The organism is Bradyrhizobium sp. 40 (assembly GCF_023100925.1).
In the GTDB taxonomy this organism is placed as follows: domain Bacteria; phylum Pseudomonadota; class Alphaproteobacteria; order Rhizobiales; family Xanthobacteraceae; genus Bradyrhizobium.
Map to the genome: position 1 here is coordinate 627,618 of NZ_CP064688.1, position 17,148 is coordinate 644,765.

Below are 17,148 nucleotides of genomic sequence, written 5' to 3' on the forward strand. Positions count from 1 at the left end.
CTTTTTTTGCTTTGAACGTGGGTGCAGCCTACGCCGCCAAGACCAGTTCGCCAACCTCGCTCATATCAGCTGCGCGGTCGCCGAGCAGCAGCGTGGCGATCTTCTGCTGCACGGCATTTTCTGTCAGCCGGAACGGATCGCTCGGCGACACCCGGTGATCGATCACCAGCCGCGACAACAACAGCCTTCGCGCATCGCCACGCATGCCGTGAATACGATGCGCCTCCCAGGCGAGCGCAACGGCGCTGGCGACATGATAGAGCAGGCTGGTGGCGCGGCGCGCATCGGCTTCGTTTTCGGATTTGGCCGCGACCTCGCGCGCAAAACCGACCGCGCGATCGGTGAGGCCGCGGAGCCGGTCGCGCCAGGCCTGTGGCACCGAGGGGCTGTCATCAAGGCGGGCGTGCAGATCGGCGGCGAGCGCGGATTCGGCGCCGTGGCGGCCGACCGCACGCCGGAGCGCATCGATCGCGACGATGTTGCCGGTGCCTTCCCAGACCGAGCCGAGATGCGCGTCGCGGAGCAGGCGGGCGGTCGCGAATTCCTCGATATAGCCGATGCCGCCGCGCATCTCGAGCGCGTCGCCACAGACCTTTCGCGCATCGCGGGTCGCGCGGAATTTCAAGGTCGGCGTCAGGATGCGCAGCAGTGCGGCTGCATCCTGGCTGCCGGCCTCGGCGCGGTCGAGCGCGTCCGCGGTGAGAAAGCTCATCGACAACGCCTGCTCGACCGGCAGCATGATCTTCAGCATCTGGCGCCGGCCCAGCGGCAGGTCGATGATGCGGTTGCCGAACACCACTCGGTTTTTCGCCACCGTCATCGCGTCATGGTAGGCCCGCCGCATCAGCGCGGTGGATTTGACGCCATTTGAAAGCCGCGACGAGTTCACCATCTCGGCCATCTGCACGAAGCCGCGATCGAGCTTTCCGACCGCGTAGGCGATCGCGCCCTCGAGCTTGATCTCACCCGAAGCCATCGAGCGCGTGCCGAGCTTGTCCTTCAGACGCACGATCCGGTAGTGGTTCTGCGAACCGTCGTCCAGGAAGCGCGGCATCAGGAACAGGCCGACTCCGCGCGTGCCGGGGCCGGCGCCTTCGGGGCGCGCCAGCAGCATCACGACTTTTGCGTCGGCGTTCGAGCAGAACCATTTTTCGCCGGTGAGGCGCCAATGGTCGCCTTCCTGCACCGCCGTCGTGGTCAGCGTCCCGACGTCGGAGCCGCCTTCCTTCTCGGTCATGAACTGGCCGCCCTGGGTCAGCTTGCTCATGTCGGTCTGGGTCAGACCGTCGAGATATTTCGCCTTCAGCGCGTCGCTGCCGAAGTTCGCGAGCAGCTTGGCGCAGCCGTCGGTGACGTTGATCGGGCAGCCCATGCCAAATTCGGTCTGGTTGAACAGGAACGTGAAGGCGTGCTTGGCGACGACGGGATATTTGTCCGGCCAGCCCATGATGCCCTTGCGGATCGAGAGCGCGTGGATGCCGAACTCGCCGAAGGCTGCCTTCTCCAGCTCGCGATAGGCCGGGTGGTATTCGATCCACTGCACGTCGCAGCCGAACTTGTCGCGCTGGTGCAGCACCGGCGTGTGCCGGTCGGCGAGCCGCGCGCATTCATCGAGCACGCCGCCGGCGAGTTCACCCAGGCGATCGAGATGCGGCTCGATGTGACGGAATAGCGTGTCCGGCAGATGAATGCGCAGGAGATCGGTGAGTGCCTGATCGGCGCGGTAGAAATTCATGCCGGTGGTATCGGGAGCCAGCAATCCGGATGGCGCGGCCGCGACCTGTTTTGCCTGCGCGGGAGCCGGCTTGTGCATGATCGTCCTCTTCGTTTCCGCCTTGCGGTCATTTTGCGCTGATTTGGCGCTTGCCGCTTGAGATGATGTCGATCATGCTCCAGTCGCGAAAGCGGATAAAGCCGCAAATTGTCAGGGAGGCATGATCGCCGCGTGGGAGCAATTCGCTCTGCGGAATTGTGATCGTCTTGGCTGGTTGTCCGCGCGGACCGTGCATAGATCAGCGGCTTCCCGTCTTCGAGAGATCACGTCATGGAACACCCCAAATACAAGATCGCCCTCATCGTCGGCGCCGGCGAAGGCCTGAGCGCATCGCTGGCGCGGCTGCTGTCCGCCCAGGGCATCCGCGTCGCACTGGCCGCTCGAAAAATCGAGAAGCTCGGCGCGCTCTGCAGCGAGACTGGCGCCAAGGCCTATGCCTGCAATGCCACAGACCCTGATGAGGTCGAGCGCCTGTTCGGCCTGGTCGAACGCGAGATCGGCACGCCCGACCTGGTCGTCTACAACGCCAGCGGCCGCGCGCGCGGGCCGTTCGTCGATCTCGTTCCGGCCGACGTGGCGAACGCCATTGCGGTCAGTGCCTATGGCGGCTTCCTGGTGGCGCAGCAGGCGGCCAGGCGCATGCTGCCGAACCAGCACGGTGCGATCCTGTTCACCGGCGCCTCGGCCAGCGTCAAGGGCTATGCGCAGTCCGCACCGTTCGCGATGGGCAAATTCGCACTGCGCGGGCTGGCACAGAGCATGGCGCGCGAATTGTCGCCGCAAGGCATCCATGTCGCGCATTTCGTGATCGATGGCGGCATCAGGAGCGCAGCGCGCGCGGAAGCGCCGGAGAAGCCGGATTCGATGCTCGATCCCGATGCCATCGCGGAGAGCTACTGGAACGTGTTGCAGCAGCCGCGCAGCGCTTGGAGCTGGGAGCTGGAGCTGCGGCCCTGGGTGGAGAAGTTTTGAAGGCGATAAATTCACAACGACCGTCATTGCGAGCGAAGCGAAGCAATCCAGAAATGCCTCCACTGAAAAAGGCTGGATTGCTTCGTCGCTTCGCTCCTCGCAATGACGAAAGAGAGGGAGCGGCATGACCACGGAAACCACCATCGATACCGGCACCAATGAACTCCTCTGCGTGATCCGCGATCGCGTCGCCGTCATCACGCTGAACCGGCCCGAGGCGCGAAACTCGCTGTCGGACGCACTGACTCCGGCGCTGCGCACGATGATCCGCTCCTGCGGCGAGAACCCCGATGTCGGCGCGCTGCTGCTCACCGGCGCGGGCGAAGCGTTCTGCGCGGGCGGCAACGTCAAGGGCATGGGCGCGCATCGCGACCCGAAGAAGCTGGAAATGTCCTTTGACGACAAGGTCGCCGATCTCCAGGAGCGGCAGCGCCTGCTCACCGGCGCGCTGGTGTCGGTGCGCAAGCCGACGATCGCGGCGCTGCCGGGGCCGGCGGTCGGCGCGGGGCTCGCCATCGCCATGGCCTGCGACATCCGCATTGCCGCGCAATCGGCCTTCGTGGCCACCGGCTATGCGCGCATTGCGCTCAGCGGCGACTATGGCATCGCGTGGCTGTTGACGCGCCTCGTCGGCACCGCGCGGGCGCGCGAGCTGCTGTTCACCGGCGATCGGGTCGATGCCGTTAGGTGCGAGGCCATCGGTCTCGTCAACCGCGTGGTGCCCGACGATAAATTGCAGGCAGAGGCCTTTGCGTTGGCGAAATCCCTTGCCGGAGGTCCGCGCCTCGCGTTGCGCTACATGAAGGACAATCTCGACGAGGCCCTGCTGTTCGACTTCGAGACCGCGCGCGACCACGAAGCCGAACGTCTGGTCCGCCTGACCACGACCGCCGACCACAAGGAGGCGGTGCAGGCCTTCATCGAGAAACGCAAGGCGGTGTTCACGGGGAAGTAGGGGCGAAAAAAATGCCCGGCACTGGTTTCGCCAGGCCGGGCACGAGTGGAGTCAGGCCGAGGCTGAGGGGCTATCCGCCTGACGGGAAAGGGCGACGAGACGCCAGCTCGCGCAAGGAATGCCTTTCGGTGCGACGGAGATCTCCTTGTCGAAGCGCACCAGCTTCCAGTCGTCAGGATGTTTGACGAAGGCGAAGCTCGATTTGCGTGCGAGCGAGATCATGGCCGCGTTGGAGCGCAACGTGTCGCCGAACATGTGGTCGGCGCCAAGCGCGGCGGCGCGGCATTCAAGATTCTTCATCAGCACGGTGGCGATACCGTGGCCCTGCCAGCGGTCGGCAACCGACAGGCCGAATTCAAGCGTCGCGGTTTCGGCATGCAGCGCATAGCGCGCTTCGGCGACGATGGTCTCGAAGCCGTCGACCATCATGGTCGCCACCACGGTGAAACGTTCGCGTTCGCCGATTTGAAGGAATTCGTGCAGCAGGCCCTGCGGCAGTTCGCTGATCGCGCCGAAGAAGCGGTTGTAGCGCGACCGCGTCGAGAGCGAGCGAAAATAGTGCTGGAGCTCCTCGGTGTCGCGCGGCTCGACGAAGCGAACGCGCAGCGCCTCGCCGTGTCGCGTCCGCAGCGTGTCCGAATATTGCTTCAGATCTTCCAGGCGAAGGGTGCTCATGACACGCGCCCCCAAGGGGACCAAAGGGAAAAGGGACCGCCGGCGCCCCCACAGTCAGGCGGCGCCGGCCTGGCGGCCAATCAGGCCCGCCAGAAGGGTTTGTCGGCCTCGTAGGCCACATCGCTCCAGGACAGCCCGACGTCCTGGAGGTCGCGCGCGGACCAGTTGGTGAGCTCCCGCCGGGTCCGGTAGCGCTCGTGCCAGATGTGAATGGTCTCGCCGATCTGGTGGATCAGCCCTGGCGCATGATGATTTGTCATCGAATTCTGGGTCAAAGTAGACATTGCCAGCTCCTGGAGCTAAGTTGACCGCTAATATCTGCTTGCGGGTGCACTGCGACAAACGACAATTTGTACTCTTTCGCATGAAATAACGTCATGTATCCTGCTGCCATATGACTGCCAGATTGCCCTCCCTGAACGGATTGCGGGCCTTTGAGGCCGCCGCGCGCCATCTCAGCTTCACGCTGGCGGCGTCCGAGCTGAACGTGACCCAGACCGCGATCAGCCATCAGATCCGCAGGCTCGAGGAGGAGCTCGGCATCCGCCTGTTCGTCCGGCAGAACCGCGCGCTGACGCTGACGCCGGAGGCGCGCGACTATCTGCCGGGCGTCCGCGCCGCCTTCAACGACCTACGTCTCGCCACCGACCGGCTGCTGCGCAAGGACGATGACAAGGTGCTGACGGTCTCGACGCTGGCTTCGCTGGCCGCAAAATGGCTGCTGCCGCGGCTGACCGATTTCCAGGAGCACCATCCCGGCATCGACGTCCGCATCACCACCTCCACCAGCCTCGTCGACTTCCAGCGCGACAATGTCGATGCCGCGATCCGTTACGGGCGCGGCCAGTGGGCGGGCTTGCGCGCCGACTGGCTGATGGCGGACGAGCTGTTTCCGGTGTGCAGCCCGTCTCTGCTGCGCGGTGACAAGCCGTTGCGCTGTCCCGAGGACCTCAAGAGCCACATGCTGCTGCACACCTCCAATGCCAACAGCGACGATTGGCGGCTGTGGTTGACGGCGGCGGGTCAGCCGGCCGACATCGCCAGGCAGCCCGGCATCACCTTCGACATGATCTTCATGACCATTCAGGCCGCGATCGACGGCATCGGCGTGGCGATGGGGCGGACCTCCTACGTTCAGGACGACATTGCCAAGGGGCGACTAGTGGTCCCGTTCAAGATCGCGCTGCCGGCCGATGCCGGCTTCTACCTGGTCGCGCCGGAGGGCCGCCGCGAGGCGCCGAAGCTCGCCGCATTCCGCGACTGGATGATCGCTGCAACGCAGAATAAAGCTTGAGATCGCCGGCGCAATTCCGCGCCGTCTGCTTCGCTACAGGTCCACCACGACGTAGTCGCTCTCGACTTTCACCGGTATCGTCTCGGCGACATACGGCCCCTTCACCACGCTCGCACCCGGCTCGACATGGGCCGGGTACGCCTTGACGCGGAAGCGGCGGGGGTCGCAATAGGACTGGCCGGTGCGGATGTCGAACTCCCAGCCGTGCCAGGGGCAGCGGAGGATCTCGCCGAGCTTGGTGTATTCGATCTCGCCCGGATCCGTCGATTGCGCGAGTCCGATCAAGGGTCCCTCGCACAGCGCCGCGCCCTGATGCGGGCAGCGGTTCATCAGGCCGAAATATTCACCCTTGATGTTGAAGATTGCGATCGGCCGTCCGTCGATCTCCAAAAATTTTCGCGTGCCGGGCGGAAGCTCATCGGCCGCGGCAATCACATGCCGCGCCATCAAGCGATCCCGTACAGCTTCTTCGCATTGCCCAGATAGAAGGCCTCGCGATCATCGTCGTTGACGCCTGCGGGCAGCACGCGCGAGGGCTCGTCGTAATCCCAGTGCGGATAGTCGGTGGCGAACAGCAGCCGGTCCCAGCCGATCCACTTGATGACGTCGAACAGATCCTCGCGCCGCTCCGGATCCTCCATCGGCTGCGTCGTCCACCACACCTGCTCGCGGATATATTCGGACGGCGGCCGTTTGACATGCGGCACCTCGCTGCGCAGCCGCTGCCAGACCTTGTCCAGCCGCCAGGCCAGCGACGGTGCCCAGCCGAAGCCGGCCTCGATCATCACCATCTTCAATTTCGGGAAACGCTCGAACACGCCCTCCAGCACCAGGCTCGCGAGCGCCGATTGCTGGCACTGGGAGTGGCCGACCATCTCCTCGATGTAATAGGAGGGCCAGCCCGACGGCGTGATCGGGTTGCCGCCGAAGCCGAAGGCGTGGACGCCGACGGGAAGCCCGGCCTCTTCCGCGGCCTGATAGATCGGCCAGTAGCGGCGCTGGCCGAGCGGCTCGACATTGCGGCTGAGCAGCAGCACCTGCACGAAGTTCTTGTCGCCGGCGCGCTCGCGGATTTCGGCTGCGGCCGACAGCCCGTCCTCATTGCCGACGACGATGGAGGCCTTCAGCCGCTTGTCCTTGCTGGTCCATTTGTCGATCTGCCAATCGTTGATCGCCGAGCACAAAGCGGCCGAGAGCTCGTGATTGCGGATGCCCTGGCCGGTGTTGAGCGGATTGAGCACGCCGAGCTGCACGTTGTTGGGATCGAGCAGCTGCTTCTGCATGAAGGACAGCGAGGAGCCCTGTGGCCCGCCTTCCGGCGGATAGGCGTCGCGGCGCGAGGCGTTGGGCTGGGCCTTCGGATAGGGCGGACCTTCCATCATGCCCTGATAGGCATGGACGCCGTAGACTTCGAGATGATGCTGCCAGCGTTTGGCCAGATAGGGATAGAGCTCGGCGCGGGTCGCGCGTGCCGGATGGATGTCGCAGTCCGCGATCGCGGTTTTGACGGCCAGTGGGGAAGCGGCTTCGGAGCTTTCGCGGAACTGAATATTCATCGCCTTGCCTCCTTTGGCAGCGGCTAAGTCAGGCGGGGATAGGTCGCATGCGGATTATCGATCATGATCTTGCGCACGAGATCGGGGGTGAGACCTGCGGGCAGCGCCTCCTGGCCGTCGAACTGCCAGTGCGGATAGTCGGTGGAGAATAGGACTAATTCGTCCGACTGCATATGATCAAACAGGCGAATTAATGTCGCCTCATCCGGCGGTGCATCGAATGGCTGTAACGAGAAGCGGATGTTGCTGCGCACAATGTCCAGCGGTGCGCGATCGACCCACGGCGTCTCCATCCGCACCCCACGCCAGAACTTGTGCAGGCGCCACAGAAATGGGGAGATCCAGGACACCCCGGATTCCAGCATCACCATCTTCAGGCGTGGATATTTGGCGAACACGCCCTCGACGATCAGGCTGGTGAGCTGGGTCTGGAACGCCTGGGCCTGACCGGCATAATCCTCGATGTGGTAGGACCCCCAGCCCACGGCCGTCGGCGGATTGTGATAGGCGGAACCGGCATGAATGCCGATCGGAAGTTCCAGCCGTTCTGCCGCCTCGTAGATCGGCCAGAGCGCGCGCTTGCCGAGCGGCGTGTCGCCCATCACCAGCATCAGCACCTGCACGAAGCGGCGATCCGTCGCACAGCGCTCGATCTCGGCGACGGCCTTCTCGACGCTTTGGGTGGGAATCACGATCGAGCCGCGCAGCCGCGGATCGCGATCGAGCCATTCCTTCGCGAGCCAGTCGTTCAGTGCGCGGCAGAAGGCGGCCTGCAGATCCTCTGAAAACACCATCTGCACGCCATAAAGCGGATTGCAGATAGCATGCGAGAGCTGGAAGGGATCGAGCACATGGCGCTGCATGTCCGCTAGGCTCTCGCCCGGCTTGCCGCTTTCAGGGCGCCAGTCGGGCCGCGCCGTGATCGGCGAGTTTTGCGGGTAGGATTGCGAGATGAGATCGACCATGCCGCGCGTCGTCACCTGATCGCGCCAATAGTCGTTCAGGTAGGGCAGCAGGCTGGTCAGATGCGGCACGGCCGGATGCACATCGCAATCCACCCCGCCGGCGATCAGGGACGCCATGACGTGTCCTTCACGTTTCCTCGTCGCGTCGTCTCGCGGGCGGCGCTTGGCCGCTCCGCCTTTGGCCGCCATTCAAGCAGGCCTGCCCGTTGGCTGCAACTCGGCCAACGGCGCTGTCATATGCTAGAAAGGCCGAGCTCGGTTGCGAAGGCATAAGGGGTCAGGGAATGAAAGAGCTCGTTAGCATTGCGGAACAGGTCGCCGCAAAACTGATCGCGCGCAAACAGACCATTGCCGTGGCGGAATCCTCGACCGGCGGACTGATCTCGGCCAGCCTTCTCGCGGTCCCCGGCGCGTCCGCCTATTTCCTCGGCGGCGCCGTGGTCTATACCCGCGATGCCCGGCGCGTGCTGATGGATATTTCGGACGAAGGAATGAAGGGCTTTCGTTCCTCGTCGGAGCCCTACGCGCAACTGCTGGCCGAGCGGATGCGCATCCGCTTCAACTGCGACTGGGGCCTGTCCGAAACCGGCGCGTCCGGTCCCACCGGCAATCGCTACGGCGATGCGGCGGGCCACAGCTGCATGGCGGTCGCCGGGCCCGCAGTCGAGGTGATGACGCTGGAGACGGGCGACAATGACCGCTTCGCCAATATGCAGATATTTGCAGCGACAGCGCTGAAATTGCTGCTGAAGAATCTGGGGCGGTGACCTCGCGGCCTCCCGGAGATCTGGCTGTCCCGGAGAATGTGCAGTCTGACGCGCTCCCTACCGCGACACGTGCGCCGACACAGCCCGCCACGTCTCGTCCTTCTTCGCCCAGCAATCGGTATATCGCCCGGTGGCCTGCTGGCCGTCCGCATTGGTGTAGCTGGTTGCCGCATGGATGATGGCGAAATCGCCCATAATACGGATGATGACCTCGTGTGCCCTGAGGTCACGGATCGCAATCGGCCGCGCCGTCTGCTTCAGGAAGGCCTCGCGATCGACCAGCGTCTTGTCGGGATTGGAGCAGTAGAACTCCGGCGCCAATATTTCGTCGAAGCGCTTGACGTCGCAATTCTGCACCGAGGCGACATAGTCGCGGTTGAGCGCGGTGAGCTGTTCGAGGTCGTTGTTCATGAGATTTCTCTCAGTCATTGAACAAGGGCGGCGGCACGAACCCGCCGAACTCGCGTTCGATCAGCTCGGCGAGCTTCAGCGGTGTGCGGTCCTCGAGGAAGGGCCCGATGATTTGCACGCCGACCGGCAGGCCATCCTTCGACAGACCGAGCGGAACGGCCGTTGCCGGCAGGCCCGTCAGCGTGGCGATGCCGGGCCACGCAAGCTGGTCCGGATAGGCGTGGTCCTTGCCATCGATATTGATCCGGCGCTTTTCCTGCTCCGGCGAATGATCATGCGGATAGGCCGGGGTCGGCATGATCGGACAGATCACCGCATCGAATGTCCTGAACAATTGCCGCCATTGCGCGCGCAGGCCGGCGCGAGCGCCCTCGTCGAACACCCAGGCCTGATGTGTGCTGGTCATGCCGCGCAGCCGCTCGGCAGCAAGGCTCTTGTCTTCTGGTGAGAGCTGCGCTGCCCCGGCACGCGCGCCGGCGAGAATGTCCGGCGGAAAGAAGGCGCCGAGAAAACCCATCAGCATGCGCATGTAGAGGCGGGAGGCTTCCGTGAAGTCAGGAAACAGCGGGCTTTCACGTGTGATGCTCGCACCTGCGCCCGCCAATTGTTTCGCCAGCTTCTCGATCGCGGTGCAAATGTCGGCATTCGCAGGCAGCAGCGGGTGGCTGTCGATCACCAGCACACGGAAATCCTTCAACGCACGGTGTCGCGCCTCCGGCAGCGCGAGCTTGTATCCGATGCCCAGGTCCAACGGATCGGGGCCTGCCATCACATCCAGGAGCAGGGGCAGGTCGACGGCGCTGCGCGCCATCGGACCGATCACCGCCATATCGCGCTCCATCGGGATGGCTGGAAACGGCGGCGGCGTGTGGCCACGCGTTGGACAGAGATTGTAGGTCGGCTTGTGCGCATAAACCCCGCAATGGAAGGCGGGCACGCGCAGCGAGCCGCCGATGTCGGACCCGAGCGAGAGTGGTCCGTAGCCTGCCGCCAGCGCCGCAGACGAGCCGCCCGACGAGCCACCCGGCGTGCGGCCGAGATCGAATGGATTGTTCGTCGTGCCGTAGATCTCGTTGTAGCTCTGCCAATCCGCCAATCCCACGGGCACGTTGGTCTTGCCGAGGATGACGCCGCCGGCACCCTTCACCCTGGCGATCGACAGCGCGTCCTCCGCCGGCTTGAAATCTTTCTGCGGCGTCCAGCCCCAGGTCGTGGGCAGGCCGGCGATGTTGAAGGATTCCTTGATCGTCATCGGCAGGCCGAGCAGCGGCTTGCGCTCGCCGCGGGCCAATGCGGCGTCCGCCTCGCGTGCGGCGTCCAACGCACGGTCGAAATCCCGCACGCAGATCGCGTTGACCTTGCCGTCGTGCCGTTCGATGCGGTCGATCGCATCGCGGGTGAGCTCGACCGACGAGACCTTCTTCGCGGTCAACGCGGCCGACAGCGCGACCGCGCTCTTGAAGCTCCATTCGGATTTGGCCATGGCGCATCTCCTGTTCTTATTGTCGAACGATGATGCGCAGTTTGGCCCAGCACCGCAACCGCCGTTTGATCGCGATTGACATGTGAGCAAGACGAAACGCGGTGAGCCGCAACCACTCGCAGTCATCGCCCGGCTTGACCGGGCGATACAGTATTCCACCGGCGCAGATCGGATACGGAGAGGTCGCGGCGTACTGGATGCCCCGGTCAAGCCGGAGCATGACAACGTCCTACGCCGCTCCGATCAAAATCCCCACCGCCAGCACGATCGCGCCGCCGAGCACGATCTGGAACACGGCCTGGAGAAACGGCGTGTCCATGTAGCGCGCGCGGATGAAGGCGATCGCCCACAATTCGAAGAACACGACAATTCCGGCAATTCCGGTCGCGATCCAGAATGCGTTGGACCAGGTATCGGGCACGAGATAGGGCAGGGTGTGCCCAAGCCCGCCGAGCGTCGTCATCAAGCCGCAGGTGAGACCGCGCAGCCAGGGCGAACCACGCCCGGTCAGCGAGCCGTCGTCGGACAGCGCTTCCGCAAAACCCATGCTGATGCCGGCGCCGATCGAGGCGGCGAGGCCGACCAGAAACGTCTGCCAGTTCTGATGCGTGGCGAAGGCAGCCGCGAACAGCGGCGCCAGCGTCGAGACGGAGCCGTCCATCAGGCCGGCGAGACCTGGCTGCACATATTGCAGCACGAACATGCGCCGGTTGGTGCGGTCTTCTTCGGCGCGCACGTCTGAGCTCAGGATCTGGTCCGTCAGCTTGGCGGCCACCTCTTCGTGGCCTTTCTCGGCTTCGGCCAGATCGCCGAGCAGGCGGCGCACGCCGACATCCTGCGCCTGTTCGGCGGCCTTCACGTAAAAGCGCTCGGCCTGCAATTCCATCGTCTCGACTTCCCTGCGGACGGTGTCGAGCGGCAGGTTTTTGGTGAGCCAGACCGGACGACGGCGCAGGAAGCCTTTGACGTCCTCGCGGCGGATCGGGGGCAAATGCGGACCGAAACGCTGCTCGTACATTTCCAGCAGCATGTGACGATGGCCGCGCTCTTCCTCGGCCATCTGCTCGAAGATCTTGGCCGAGTCCGGATAGCGCTCCTTCAGGTCCTCGGCGAAGCTCATATAGATGCGGCTGTCCTCCTCCTCGGAGGAGATCGCGACAGCAAGCACTTCGCGTTCGGTCAGATCGGCAAAATTCTTCACGGCCACCCTGCCTATATAGTTTAGAATAGTTCTAAACTATATAGGACGCCGAAGTTCCCGGGTCAAACCACGCCGCGGCTCTTCGCCAGGAAATCGAGCAGCAGACGGCTCACCTCGGCCGGTTGCTCCTGCTGCACCCAGTGACCGGCGCCGTCGACGAGGTGGCAGCCGAGCAGCTTCGTGCAGGTACGCGCCTGCATGGCCTCGAACACGCCGGGACGCTGGTAGGTGCCCCAATCCTGCTTGCCCGAGATGAAGCAGGAGGGGACGTCGATGTTGCGGCCGGCCAACAATTGGAGCTGGCTGTTGAATGCACCCGATGTGCCGCAGCGATACCATTGCAGGCCGCCCTGGAATCCGGTGCGGCCATATTCGGCGCTGTAGTAAGCGAGCTCGCGGTCGGGCAGCCATTGATTGGCGGCGATTGCGGCCGGCGAGGGCATCTCCTTCGCGACCGTCTCGGCCATGGTCTCGTTCAGGTCCATCACATAATAGGTCGGCAGCTTCGCAAGCTCGTTCGCCGACCAGGATTTCAGCGGATACGGCTTGTTGTCGGTCCAGTCCGCGCTCTTGTGATGATAGTAGGCGCGCAGGAAATCATGCACGCCCTGCGGCGCGCGGTGGATGTCGGCATTGGCCGGACGTGTCGCATAGTACCATTGATAATGCTTGCGCGGACGCGGCAAGGCGGCGAGCTCGCGATGCACGGGGTCTTCGGCCGGTGGCTTTGCCGGCGTGTCGACCGTGTTGAACGGCAGCGGCGGCGCTCCGCCGAACGGCGCGCTCATCATCGCCACCGAACGAAATACGTCAGGCCGCATCAGCGCGCACCAGGCCGCGACCGGACTGCCGAAATCATGTCCGACCAAATCGACCTGCCTGTATCCGAACGCCGACACCAGCCCGAGCGCATCCCGCACCAGGTTGAAGAGCGAAAACGGCGCGAGGTCGCCGTCGTACTCCGCGCTCCATCCCGTCGTCCGGCCATAGCCGCGCTGGTCCGGCGCGATCACGTGATAGCCGGCCGAGCTAAGCGCCGGCATCACCTTGCGCCAGGAGAAAGCGAGCTCCGGAAAGCCGTGCAGCAGCAGGATGCAGGGCCGGCCCTTGGTCTCGAAGCCGGCCTCCAGCACGTGCATGCGCAGGCCGTTGATGTCGTCGACATAGCGTGAGCGGATGCCGGCGGGCAGCGGGATGTCGGGGAGGTCGGTCATTGCTTTCTCCACACGGGTGGAATCGTAGGGTGGGCAAACGCGCGCTTCGCGCGCCGTGCCCACCATCATTCTACAACGCGTTTAGCATGGTGGGCACGCTTCGCTTTGCCCACCCTACGGCATCTCGGCTAGATCACACCGCCGCGCAGACGAACCCGCTGCCCTTGCGCCGGATCTTTCCCACCGACGGCGATGGGAAATGCGCGGTGCAGCACAGCGTGTCGGTGTCGCAATAGCGTTCCAGGAAGCTGCGGCGCGTCGTTGCCGCCCTGGCCTGATCGAGGTCGAACTTGACCGACAGCTCCGGATAGAGCGCCTGCAACGGCGAGTGCATGAGGTCGCCGGAGAACACGGCCTCGTCCTTGCCGCGGCCCATCGTGATGGCAATATGGCCCGGCGTATGGCCCGGCGTCGGCAGGATGCGGACGTGATCGCCGATCTGGTGATCGTTGCCGACGAGCTCGTGGCGTTTGGCCTCGACCACCGGCAGCACGCTGTCGGCGAAGGGCGGCACCTCCGCCTTCGCGTTCTGCTCGCTCCAGTGATCGAACTCCTGCTTGGCGAAGACGTAGCGCGCTTTCGGGAAGGTCGGCACCCAGCGGCCGTTCTCCAGCCGCGTGTTCCAGCCGACGTGATCGACATGCAGATGCGTGCACATCACGAAGTCGATGTCGTCAGGCGAGAATCCGGCAGCGTTGAGTCCGCGCAGATAGGTGTCGTCGGTCTTCATGTCCCACTTCGGACGCTGCGGCCGGGGCTTGTCGTTGCCGATGCAGCTGTCGACCAGAATGGTGTGGTGAGGCGTCTTGATCACGTAGGACTGGAAGCACAGCATCAATGTGTCGCTGTCATCCAGGGCTTTCGCCTCCCTCATCCACGCGCGGTTCTCGGCCAGCAGCTCCGGTGTCAGCCCCGGCAACATCTCCAGTGCCGGCACGAACGAGGTTTCCTGCTCGATGATGCGATGGATGGTGAGATCGCCGATCGCGTATTTCAGGCTCATGCTCGCTTCCTTGCACTCAGCGTGCATCACGCACGGACGGAATGACGATGTTGGAGAGGACGTCGATCGCGGCCAGCCCTTCCTTCGGCTGGCCGTATTGGGCAGCGGTGGTCATCATGACGAGATCGAGCTCGGGCACGATGAAAATGCGTTGTCCGCCCCAGCCGAAGGCGCCAACCCATTTGATTTCCCTCCCGCTGGCCAACGAGCGGCCCATCCACCATTGATAGCCGTAGAACAGCGTGCCGCCGAAATAGCCGACCGCCTGGAAGCGCGGTGCGATCGATTGTGCAATCCAATCGGCCGAGACGATCTGTTGGCCATTCCACTGGCCGCGATCGAGCACGAGCTGGCCAAGCTTGGCGGCATCTCGCGGACGCAAGCGCAGGCCGGCGGCCGCAGCGATCTTGCCGTTCTTCGGGTAGGCCTTCCACTCGAAATCGGTGATTCCGAGCGGCTGGAACAGCACCTCGCGCGCAAACGTCTCGAGCGGCTTGCCGGAGACGCGTTCGAGGATGTTGCCGAGCAGTTCAGTCCCGCCGCCATTATAGGTCCAGAGCACATCCGGCGGCGCAGCGACGGGCCTTGCGAGCACATAGCCGATTGGATCGGCTTCAAAGCCGAGATGCGGCTCGTCGTTGTTCGGATCGGTCCAGGCCCGCGCCTCGTCCCATTTCATTCCCGAGGACATCGTCAGCAGATGGCGCAGCGTAATAGCCTCCCAGCCCGCCTGCTCCACCGCCTGATGGTCGGTGAAGAATCTGAGCACAGGCTCGTCGACGCCTTCGATCAGCTTGCGATCGATCGCGATGCCGACGAGCAGCGAAACGACGCTCTTCGATGCCGAACGCATGTCGTGCTTCGTCGTCGCGGTGAATTCGCGCTGGCCTTCCGGTTGTCCCCAGGGTTGGTCGTAGCCGGCGAAGTATTGCTCGAAGACGAGCTTGCCGTGGCGCGCGACGACAACCGAATGGACCGAAGTCGCGCGTTGCCCGAGTCGTGCAGCGATGCCACAGAGTTGCGCGCCGTCCATGCCGACGCTGTCGGGCGACGCAGCCGTCCAGCCGTCGTCGGTTGACGATGGCGGTTCGCAGGCGAGGTTTCGCTGTCCAGGCACCATGCCGTCGGCTTGCACGGAAGTGGTTGAGACGGTCAACGCGAGCATAAGGCTCGCGCCGAGAATGCTGAGGCGGGGGAAGCGATCGCGCATCATCCTTCTCCCCGCCGTCGCAATACTACGCCGCGGGCGGCACCGAGATCTTCACGGAGGGCCGCTCCAGCATCTTCTGGTGGAAGGCGTCGAGCTTCGGATAGGCCTTGCGCCAGCCGCAATCGGCGAAGCGGAAGTCGGCATAGCCGAGCACGCAGACGAGGCCGATCTGCGAGATGTCGAACGGGCCGTTCAGCACTTCGGGCATGTTCTCGAAGCGCGCCATGCCGGTCCAGGCCCGATTCCAATGGTCGTCCGACCACGCCTGCCATTGCAGGCCCTGCGGCCGCACCATCTTCTCGTAGCGGCACAGCAGCATGGAATCGAGCATGCCGTTGATCAGGGCGTGATTGGTCTTGGCCTTCCAGCGCCGCGGACCGTAGTCCGGGATCAGGCTGCCGCCGGCCATCTCGTTGAGGTATTCGACGATGACGTAGGAGTCCAGGATGACATCGCCGTCATTGGTGATCAGCACCGGCAGCTTCTTCAGCGGCGTGATGCGCGAATAGTCCTCGTTGGCCTGCCCCGGTGCCACCGCTGCCGGCGTGAACTCGATCTTGTCGATCAGCCCGAGCTCGATCGCGGCGATGCGCACCTTGCGGGCGAAGGGCGAGGCGGGGGAGAAGGTGAGCTTCATGGCGAGTATCCAAAAAATAAAAGTTTTGCTTCGTCATTGCGAGGAGCACTTGCGACGAAGCAATCCAGACTGTCTCCGCGGATGGATTACTGGATTGCTTCGCTTCGCTCGCAATGACGGTGTGGCGGCAGTGATGATCGCGGCTTACGCCGCGACGATCTCCTGGCGCTGCTCGCCGAGGCCCTCGATGCCGAGCGTGATGACGTCGCCGACATTGAGGAAGGTCGGCGGCTTCATGCCGAGGCCGACGCCGGGCGGGGTGCCCGTCGTGATGATGTCGCCCGGCAGCAGCGTCATGAACTGCGAGACGTAGGAGATGCACTTGGCCATCGAGAAGATCATGGTCTTGGTCGAGCCGGTCTGGCGGCGCTGACCGTTGACGTCCAGCCACATCGGCAGGTTCTGCACGTCCTTGATTTCGTCCTTGGTGGCGAGCCAGGGGCCGAGCGGGCCGAACGTGTCGTGCGACTTGCCCTTGGTCCACTGACCCAGGCGCTCGATCTGGAAGGCGCGCTCGGAGACGTCGTTGCAGACGCAATAACCGGCGACGTGGTTGAGCGCGTCGGCTTCCGAGACGTATTTTGCGCGCGTGCCGATGATCGCGGCGATCTCGACCTCCCAGTCGAGCTTGGTCGAGCCGCGCGGCTTCTCGACGGGATCGTTCGGGCCGGACAGCGAGGTGTTGGCCTTCATGAAAATGATCGGCTCGCTCGGGATCTCCGCGCCGGTCTCCTTGGCGTGGTCGCTGTAGTTGAGGCCGATCGCCACGAATTTCGACATGCCGGTGACGGGGGCGCCGAACCGCGGCTTGCCGGAGACGGCGGGCAGCGAGGCGGGATCGAGCGCCGCCAGCTTCTTCAGGCTGTCGGGCGAATAGGCCTCGCCGGTCAGGTCCTTCACATGCGCCGACAGGTCGCGCAACTGGCCGGATTTGTCGATCAGGCCGGGCTTTTCCGCACCCTTCTCGCCATAACGAACAAGCTTCATTCTCGTTTCTCCCTGGACTGGACCGATCGGTTGAACAGCTTCAT

At 64.2% G+C, this 17,148-nt stretch carries 19 protein-coding genes; 4 read left to right on the forward strand and 15 right to left on the reverse strand.

Annotated elements, in window-relative coordinates; translation table 11 throughout:
* Nucleotides 1–28: 28 nt before the first annotated feature.
* Together IVB40_RS02890 and IVB40_RS02895 are read right to left on the reverse strand one after the other, a co-directional pair.
* On the reverse strand, nt 29–1,813 hold the full coding sequence (locus IVB40_RS02890) for an acyl-CoA dehydrogenase family protein (protein ID WP_247362898.1): 1,785 nt from the start codon (nt 1,811–1,813) through the stop codon (nt 29–31).
* A 28-nt stretch (nt 1,814–1,841) separates the two neighbouring features.
* Entirely contained in the window at nt 1,842–2,009 is a 168-nt protein-coding gene (locus tag IVB40_RS02895; RefSeq protein ID WP_247818044.1) for a hypothetical protein, read from the reverse strand.
* A gap of 35 nt (nt 2,010–2,044) precedes the next feature.
* Between IVB40_RS02895 and IVB40_RS02900 the strand changes: the two genes are divergently transcribed.
* Together IVB40_RS02900 and IVB40_RS02905 are read left to right on the forward strand one after the other, a co-directional pair.
* Nucleotides 2,045–2,746, forward strand: coding sequence for an SDR family NAD(P)-dependent oxidoreductase (locus IVB40_RS02900; protein ID WP_247406091.1), 702 nt, complete (start codon nt 2,045–2,047; stop codon nt 2,744–2,746).
* A 124-nt stretch (nt 2,747–2,870) separates the two neighbouring features.
* A complete protein-coding gene (locus IVB40_RS02905; RefSeq protein WP_247818045.1) occupies nt 2,871–3,701 on the forward strand; it encodes an enoyl-CoA hydratase in 831 nt (276 codons plus the stop codon).
* A 51-nt stretch (nt 3,702–3,752) separates the two neighbouring features.
* Here the strand turns inward: IVB40_RS02905 and IVB40_RS02910 are convergent, their stop codons facing one another.
* Nucleotides 3,753–4,376, reverse strand: coding sequence for a GNAT family N-acetyltransferase (locus IVB40_RS02910; RefSeq protein ID WP_247818046.1), 624 nt, complete (start codon nt 4,374–4,376; stop codon nt 3,753–3,755).
* A gap of 80 nt (nt 4,377–4,456) precedes the next feature.
* Nucleotides 4,457–4,660, reverse strand: a complete 204-nt coding sequence (locus IVB40_RS02915; protein ID WP_027570106.1) for a DUF1127 domain-containing protein — start codon at nt 4,658–4,660, stop codon at nt 4,457–4,459.
* A 110-nt stretch (nt 4,661–4,770) separates the two neighbouring features.
* Between IVB40_RS02915 and IVB40_RS02920 the strand changes: the two genes are divergently transcribed.
* Complete coding sequence (locus tag IVB40_RS02920; protein ID WP_027515345.1) at nt 4,771–5,670, forward strand: transcriptional regulator GcvA; 900 nt, start codon at nt 4,771–4,773, stop codon at nt 5,668–5,670.
* A gap of 33 nt (nt 5,671–5,703) precedes the next feature.
* Here the strand turns inward: IVB40_RS02920 and IVB40_RS02925 are convergent, their stop codons facing one another.
* From IVB40_RS02925 to IVB40_RS02935, 3 genes are read right to left on the reverse strand one after another with little or no spacing between them, the layout of a single operon-like run.
* Nucleotides 5,704–6,117, reverse strand: a complete 414-nt coding sequence (locus tag IVB40_RS02925) for a Rieske (2Fe-2S) protein (RefSeq protein ID WP_027570108.1) — start codon at nt 6,115–6,117, stop codon at nt 5,704–5,706.
* Nucleotides 6,117–7,226: an amidohydrolase family protein gene (locus IVB40_RS02930; protein ID WP_027570109.1), complete on the reverse strand. Its 1,110-nt coding sequence runs from the start codon at nt 7,224–7,226 to the stop codon at nt 6,117–6,119. Before IVB40_RS02930 ends, IVB40_RS02925 begins: the two co-directional genes overlap by 1 nt.
* 23 nt (nt 7,227–7,249) lie before the next feature.
* A complete protein-coding gene (locus tag IVB40_RS02935) occupies nt 7,250–8,308 on the reverse strand; it encodes an amidohydrolase family protein (RefSeq protein WP_247459782.1) in 1,059 nt (352 codons plus the stop codon).
* A gap of 167 nt (nt 8,309–8,475) precedes the next feature.
* Here IVB40_RS02935 and IVB40_RS02940 point away from each other — a divergent pair, with 167 nt between their 5' ends.
* Nucleotides 8,476–8,958, forward strand: a complete 483-nt coding sequence (locus IVB40_RS02940) for a CinA family protein (RefSeq protein WP_247432144.1) — start codon at nt 8,476–8,478, stop codon at nt 8,956–8,958.
* Between the two features lie 57 nt (nt 8,959–9,015).
* Here the strand turns inward: IVB40_RS02940 and IVB40_RS02945 are convergent, their stop codons facing one another.
* The 8 genes from IVB40_RS02945 to IVB40_RS02980 all read right to left on the reverse strand — a co-directional run bounded on the left by IVB40_RS02945 (nt 9,016) and on the right by IVB40_RS02980 (nt 17,104).
* Entirely contained in the window at nt 9,016–9,369 is a 354-nt protein-coding gene (locus tag IVB40_RS02945; protein ID WP_247432142.1) for a nuclear transport factor 2 family protein, read from the reverse strand.
* 10 nt (nt 9,370–9,379) lie between these two features.
* Nucleotides 9,380–10,852 (reverse strand): amidase, encoded by a 1,473-nt coding sequence (locus tag IVB40_RS02950; protein ID WP_247818047.1) that lies wholly within the window; start codon nt 10,850–10,852, stop codon nt 9,380–9,382.
* Between the two features lie 229 nt (nt 10,853–11,081).
* Nucleotides 11,082–12,053 (reverse strand): iron exporter MbfA, encoded by a 972-nt coding sequence (gene mbfA / locus IVB40_RS02955; protein WP_027570114.1) that lies wholly within the window; start codon nt 12,051–12,053, stop codon nt 11,082–11,084.
* A 62-nt stretch (nt 12,054–12,115) separates the two neighbouring features.
* A complete protein-coding gene (locus IVB40_RS02960; RefSeq protein ID WP_247818048.1) occupies nt 12,116–13,267 on the reverse strand; it encodes an alpha/beta hydrolase in 1,152 nt (383 codons plus the stop codon).
* Nucleotides 13,268–13,400: 133 nt separating this feature from the next.
* Complete coding sequence (locus tag IVB40_RS02965; protein WP_247459777.1) at nt 13,401–14,270, reverse strand: MBL fold metallo-hydrolase; 870 nt, start codon at nt 14,268–14,270, stop codon at nt 13,401–13,403.
* Nucleotides 14,271–14,286: 16 nt separating this feature from the next.
* Entirely contained in the window at nt 14,287–15,483 is a 1,197-nt protein-coding gene (locus IVB40_RS02970) for a serine hydrolase (protein WP_247818049.1), read from the reverse strand.
* Between the two features lie 22 nt (nt 15,484–15,505).
* On the reverse strand, nt 15,506–16,117 hold the full coding sequence (locus IVB40_RS02975) for a glutathione S-transferase family protein (protein ID WP_106941743.1): 612 nt from the start codon (nt 16,115–16,117) through the stop codon (nt 15,506–15,508).
* 144 nt (nt 16,118–16,261) lie between these two features.
* Nucleotides 16,262–17,104: a fumarylacetoacetate hydrolase family protein gene (locus IVB40_RS02980; protein WP_247432123.1), complete on the reverse strand. Its 843-nt coding sequence runs from the start codon at nt 17,102–17,104 to the stop codon at nt 16,262–16,264.
* Nucleotides 17,105–17,148: the final 44 nt, after the last annotated feature.

Coding starts and splice junctions, on each gene's coding strand:
- IVB40_RS02945 (WP_247432142.1), bottom strand. CDS start 9,369: ATGAACAACGACCTCGAACAGCTCACCGCGCTCAACCGCGACTATGTC.
- IVB40_RS02930 (WP_027570109.1), bottom strand. CDS start 7,226: ATGAATATTCAGTTCCGCGAAAGCTCCGAAGCCGCTTCCCCACTGGCC.
- IVB40_RS02940 (WP_247432144.1), top strand. CDS start 8,476: ATGAAAGAGCTCGTTAGCATTGCGGAACAGGTCGCCGCAAAACTGATC.
- IVB40_RS02980 (WP_247432123.1), bottom strand. CDS start 17,104: ATGAAGCTTGTTCGTTATGGCGAGAAGGGTGCGGAAAAGCCCGGCCTG.
- IVB40_RS02915 (WP_027570106.1), bottom strand. CDS start 4,660: ATGTCTACTTTGACCCAGAATTCGATGACAAATCATCATGCGCCAGGG.
- IVB40_RS02935 (WP_247459782.1), bottom strand. CDS start 8,308: ATGGCGTCCCTGATCGCCGGCGGGGTGGATTGCGATGTGCATCCGGCC.
- IVB40_RS02975 (WP_106941743.1), bottom strand. CDS start 16,117: ATGAAGCTCACCTTCTCCCCCGCCTCGCCCTTCGCCCGCAAGGTGCGC.
- IVB40_RS02920 (WP_027515345.1), top strand. CDS start 4,771: ATGACTGCCAGATTGCCCTCCCTGAACGGATTGCGGGCCTTTGAGGCC.
- IVB40_RS02965 (WP_247459777.1), bottom strand. CDS start 14,270: ATGAGCCTGAAATACGCGATCGGCGATCTCACCATCCATCGCATCATC.
- IVB40_RS02925 (WP_027570108.1), bottom strand. CDS start 6,117: ATGGCGCGGCATGTGATTGCCGCGGCCGATGAGCTTCCGCCCGGCACG.
- IVB40_RS02960 (WP_247818048.1), bottom strand. CDS start 13,267: ATGACCGACCTCCCCGACATCCCGCTGCCCGCCGGCATCCGCTCACGC.
- IVB40_RS02905 (WP_247818045.1), top strand. CDS start 2,871: ATGACCACGGAAACCACCATCGATACCGGCACCAATGAACTCCTCTGC.
- IVB40_RS02910 (WP_247818046.1), bottom strand. CDS start 4,376: ATGAGCACCCTTCGCCTGGAAGATCTGAAGCAATATTCGGACACGCTG.
- IVB40_RS02890 (WP_247362898.1), bottom strand. CDS start 1,813: ATGCACAAGCCGGCTCCCGCGCAGGCAAAACAGGTCGCGGCCGCGCCA.
- IVB40_RS02900 (WP_247406091.1), top strand. CDS start 2,045: ATGGAACACCCCAAATACAAGATCGCCCTCATCGTCGGCGCCGGCGAA.
- IVB40_RS02950 (WP_247818047.1), bottom strand. CDS start 10,852: ATGGCCAAATCCGAATGGAGCTTCAAGAGCGCGGTCGCGCTGTCGGCC.
- IVB40_RS02970 (WP_247818049.1), bottom strand. CDS start 15,483: ATGATGCGCGATCGCTTCCCCCGCCTCAGCATTCTCGGCGCGAGCCTT.
- IVB40_RS02895 (WP_247818044.1), bottom strand. CDS start 2,009: ATGCACGGTCCGCGCGGACAACCAGCCAAGACGATCACAATTCCGCAG.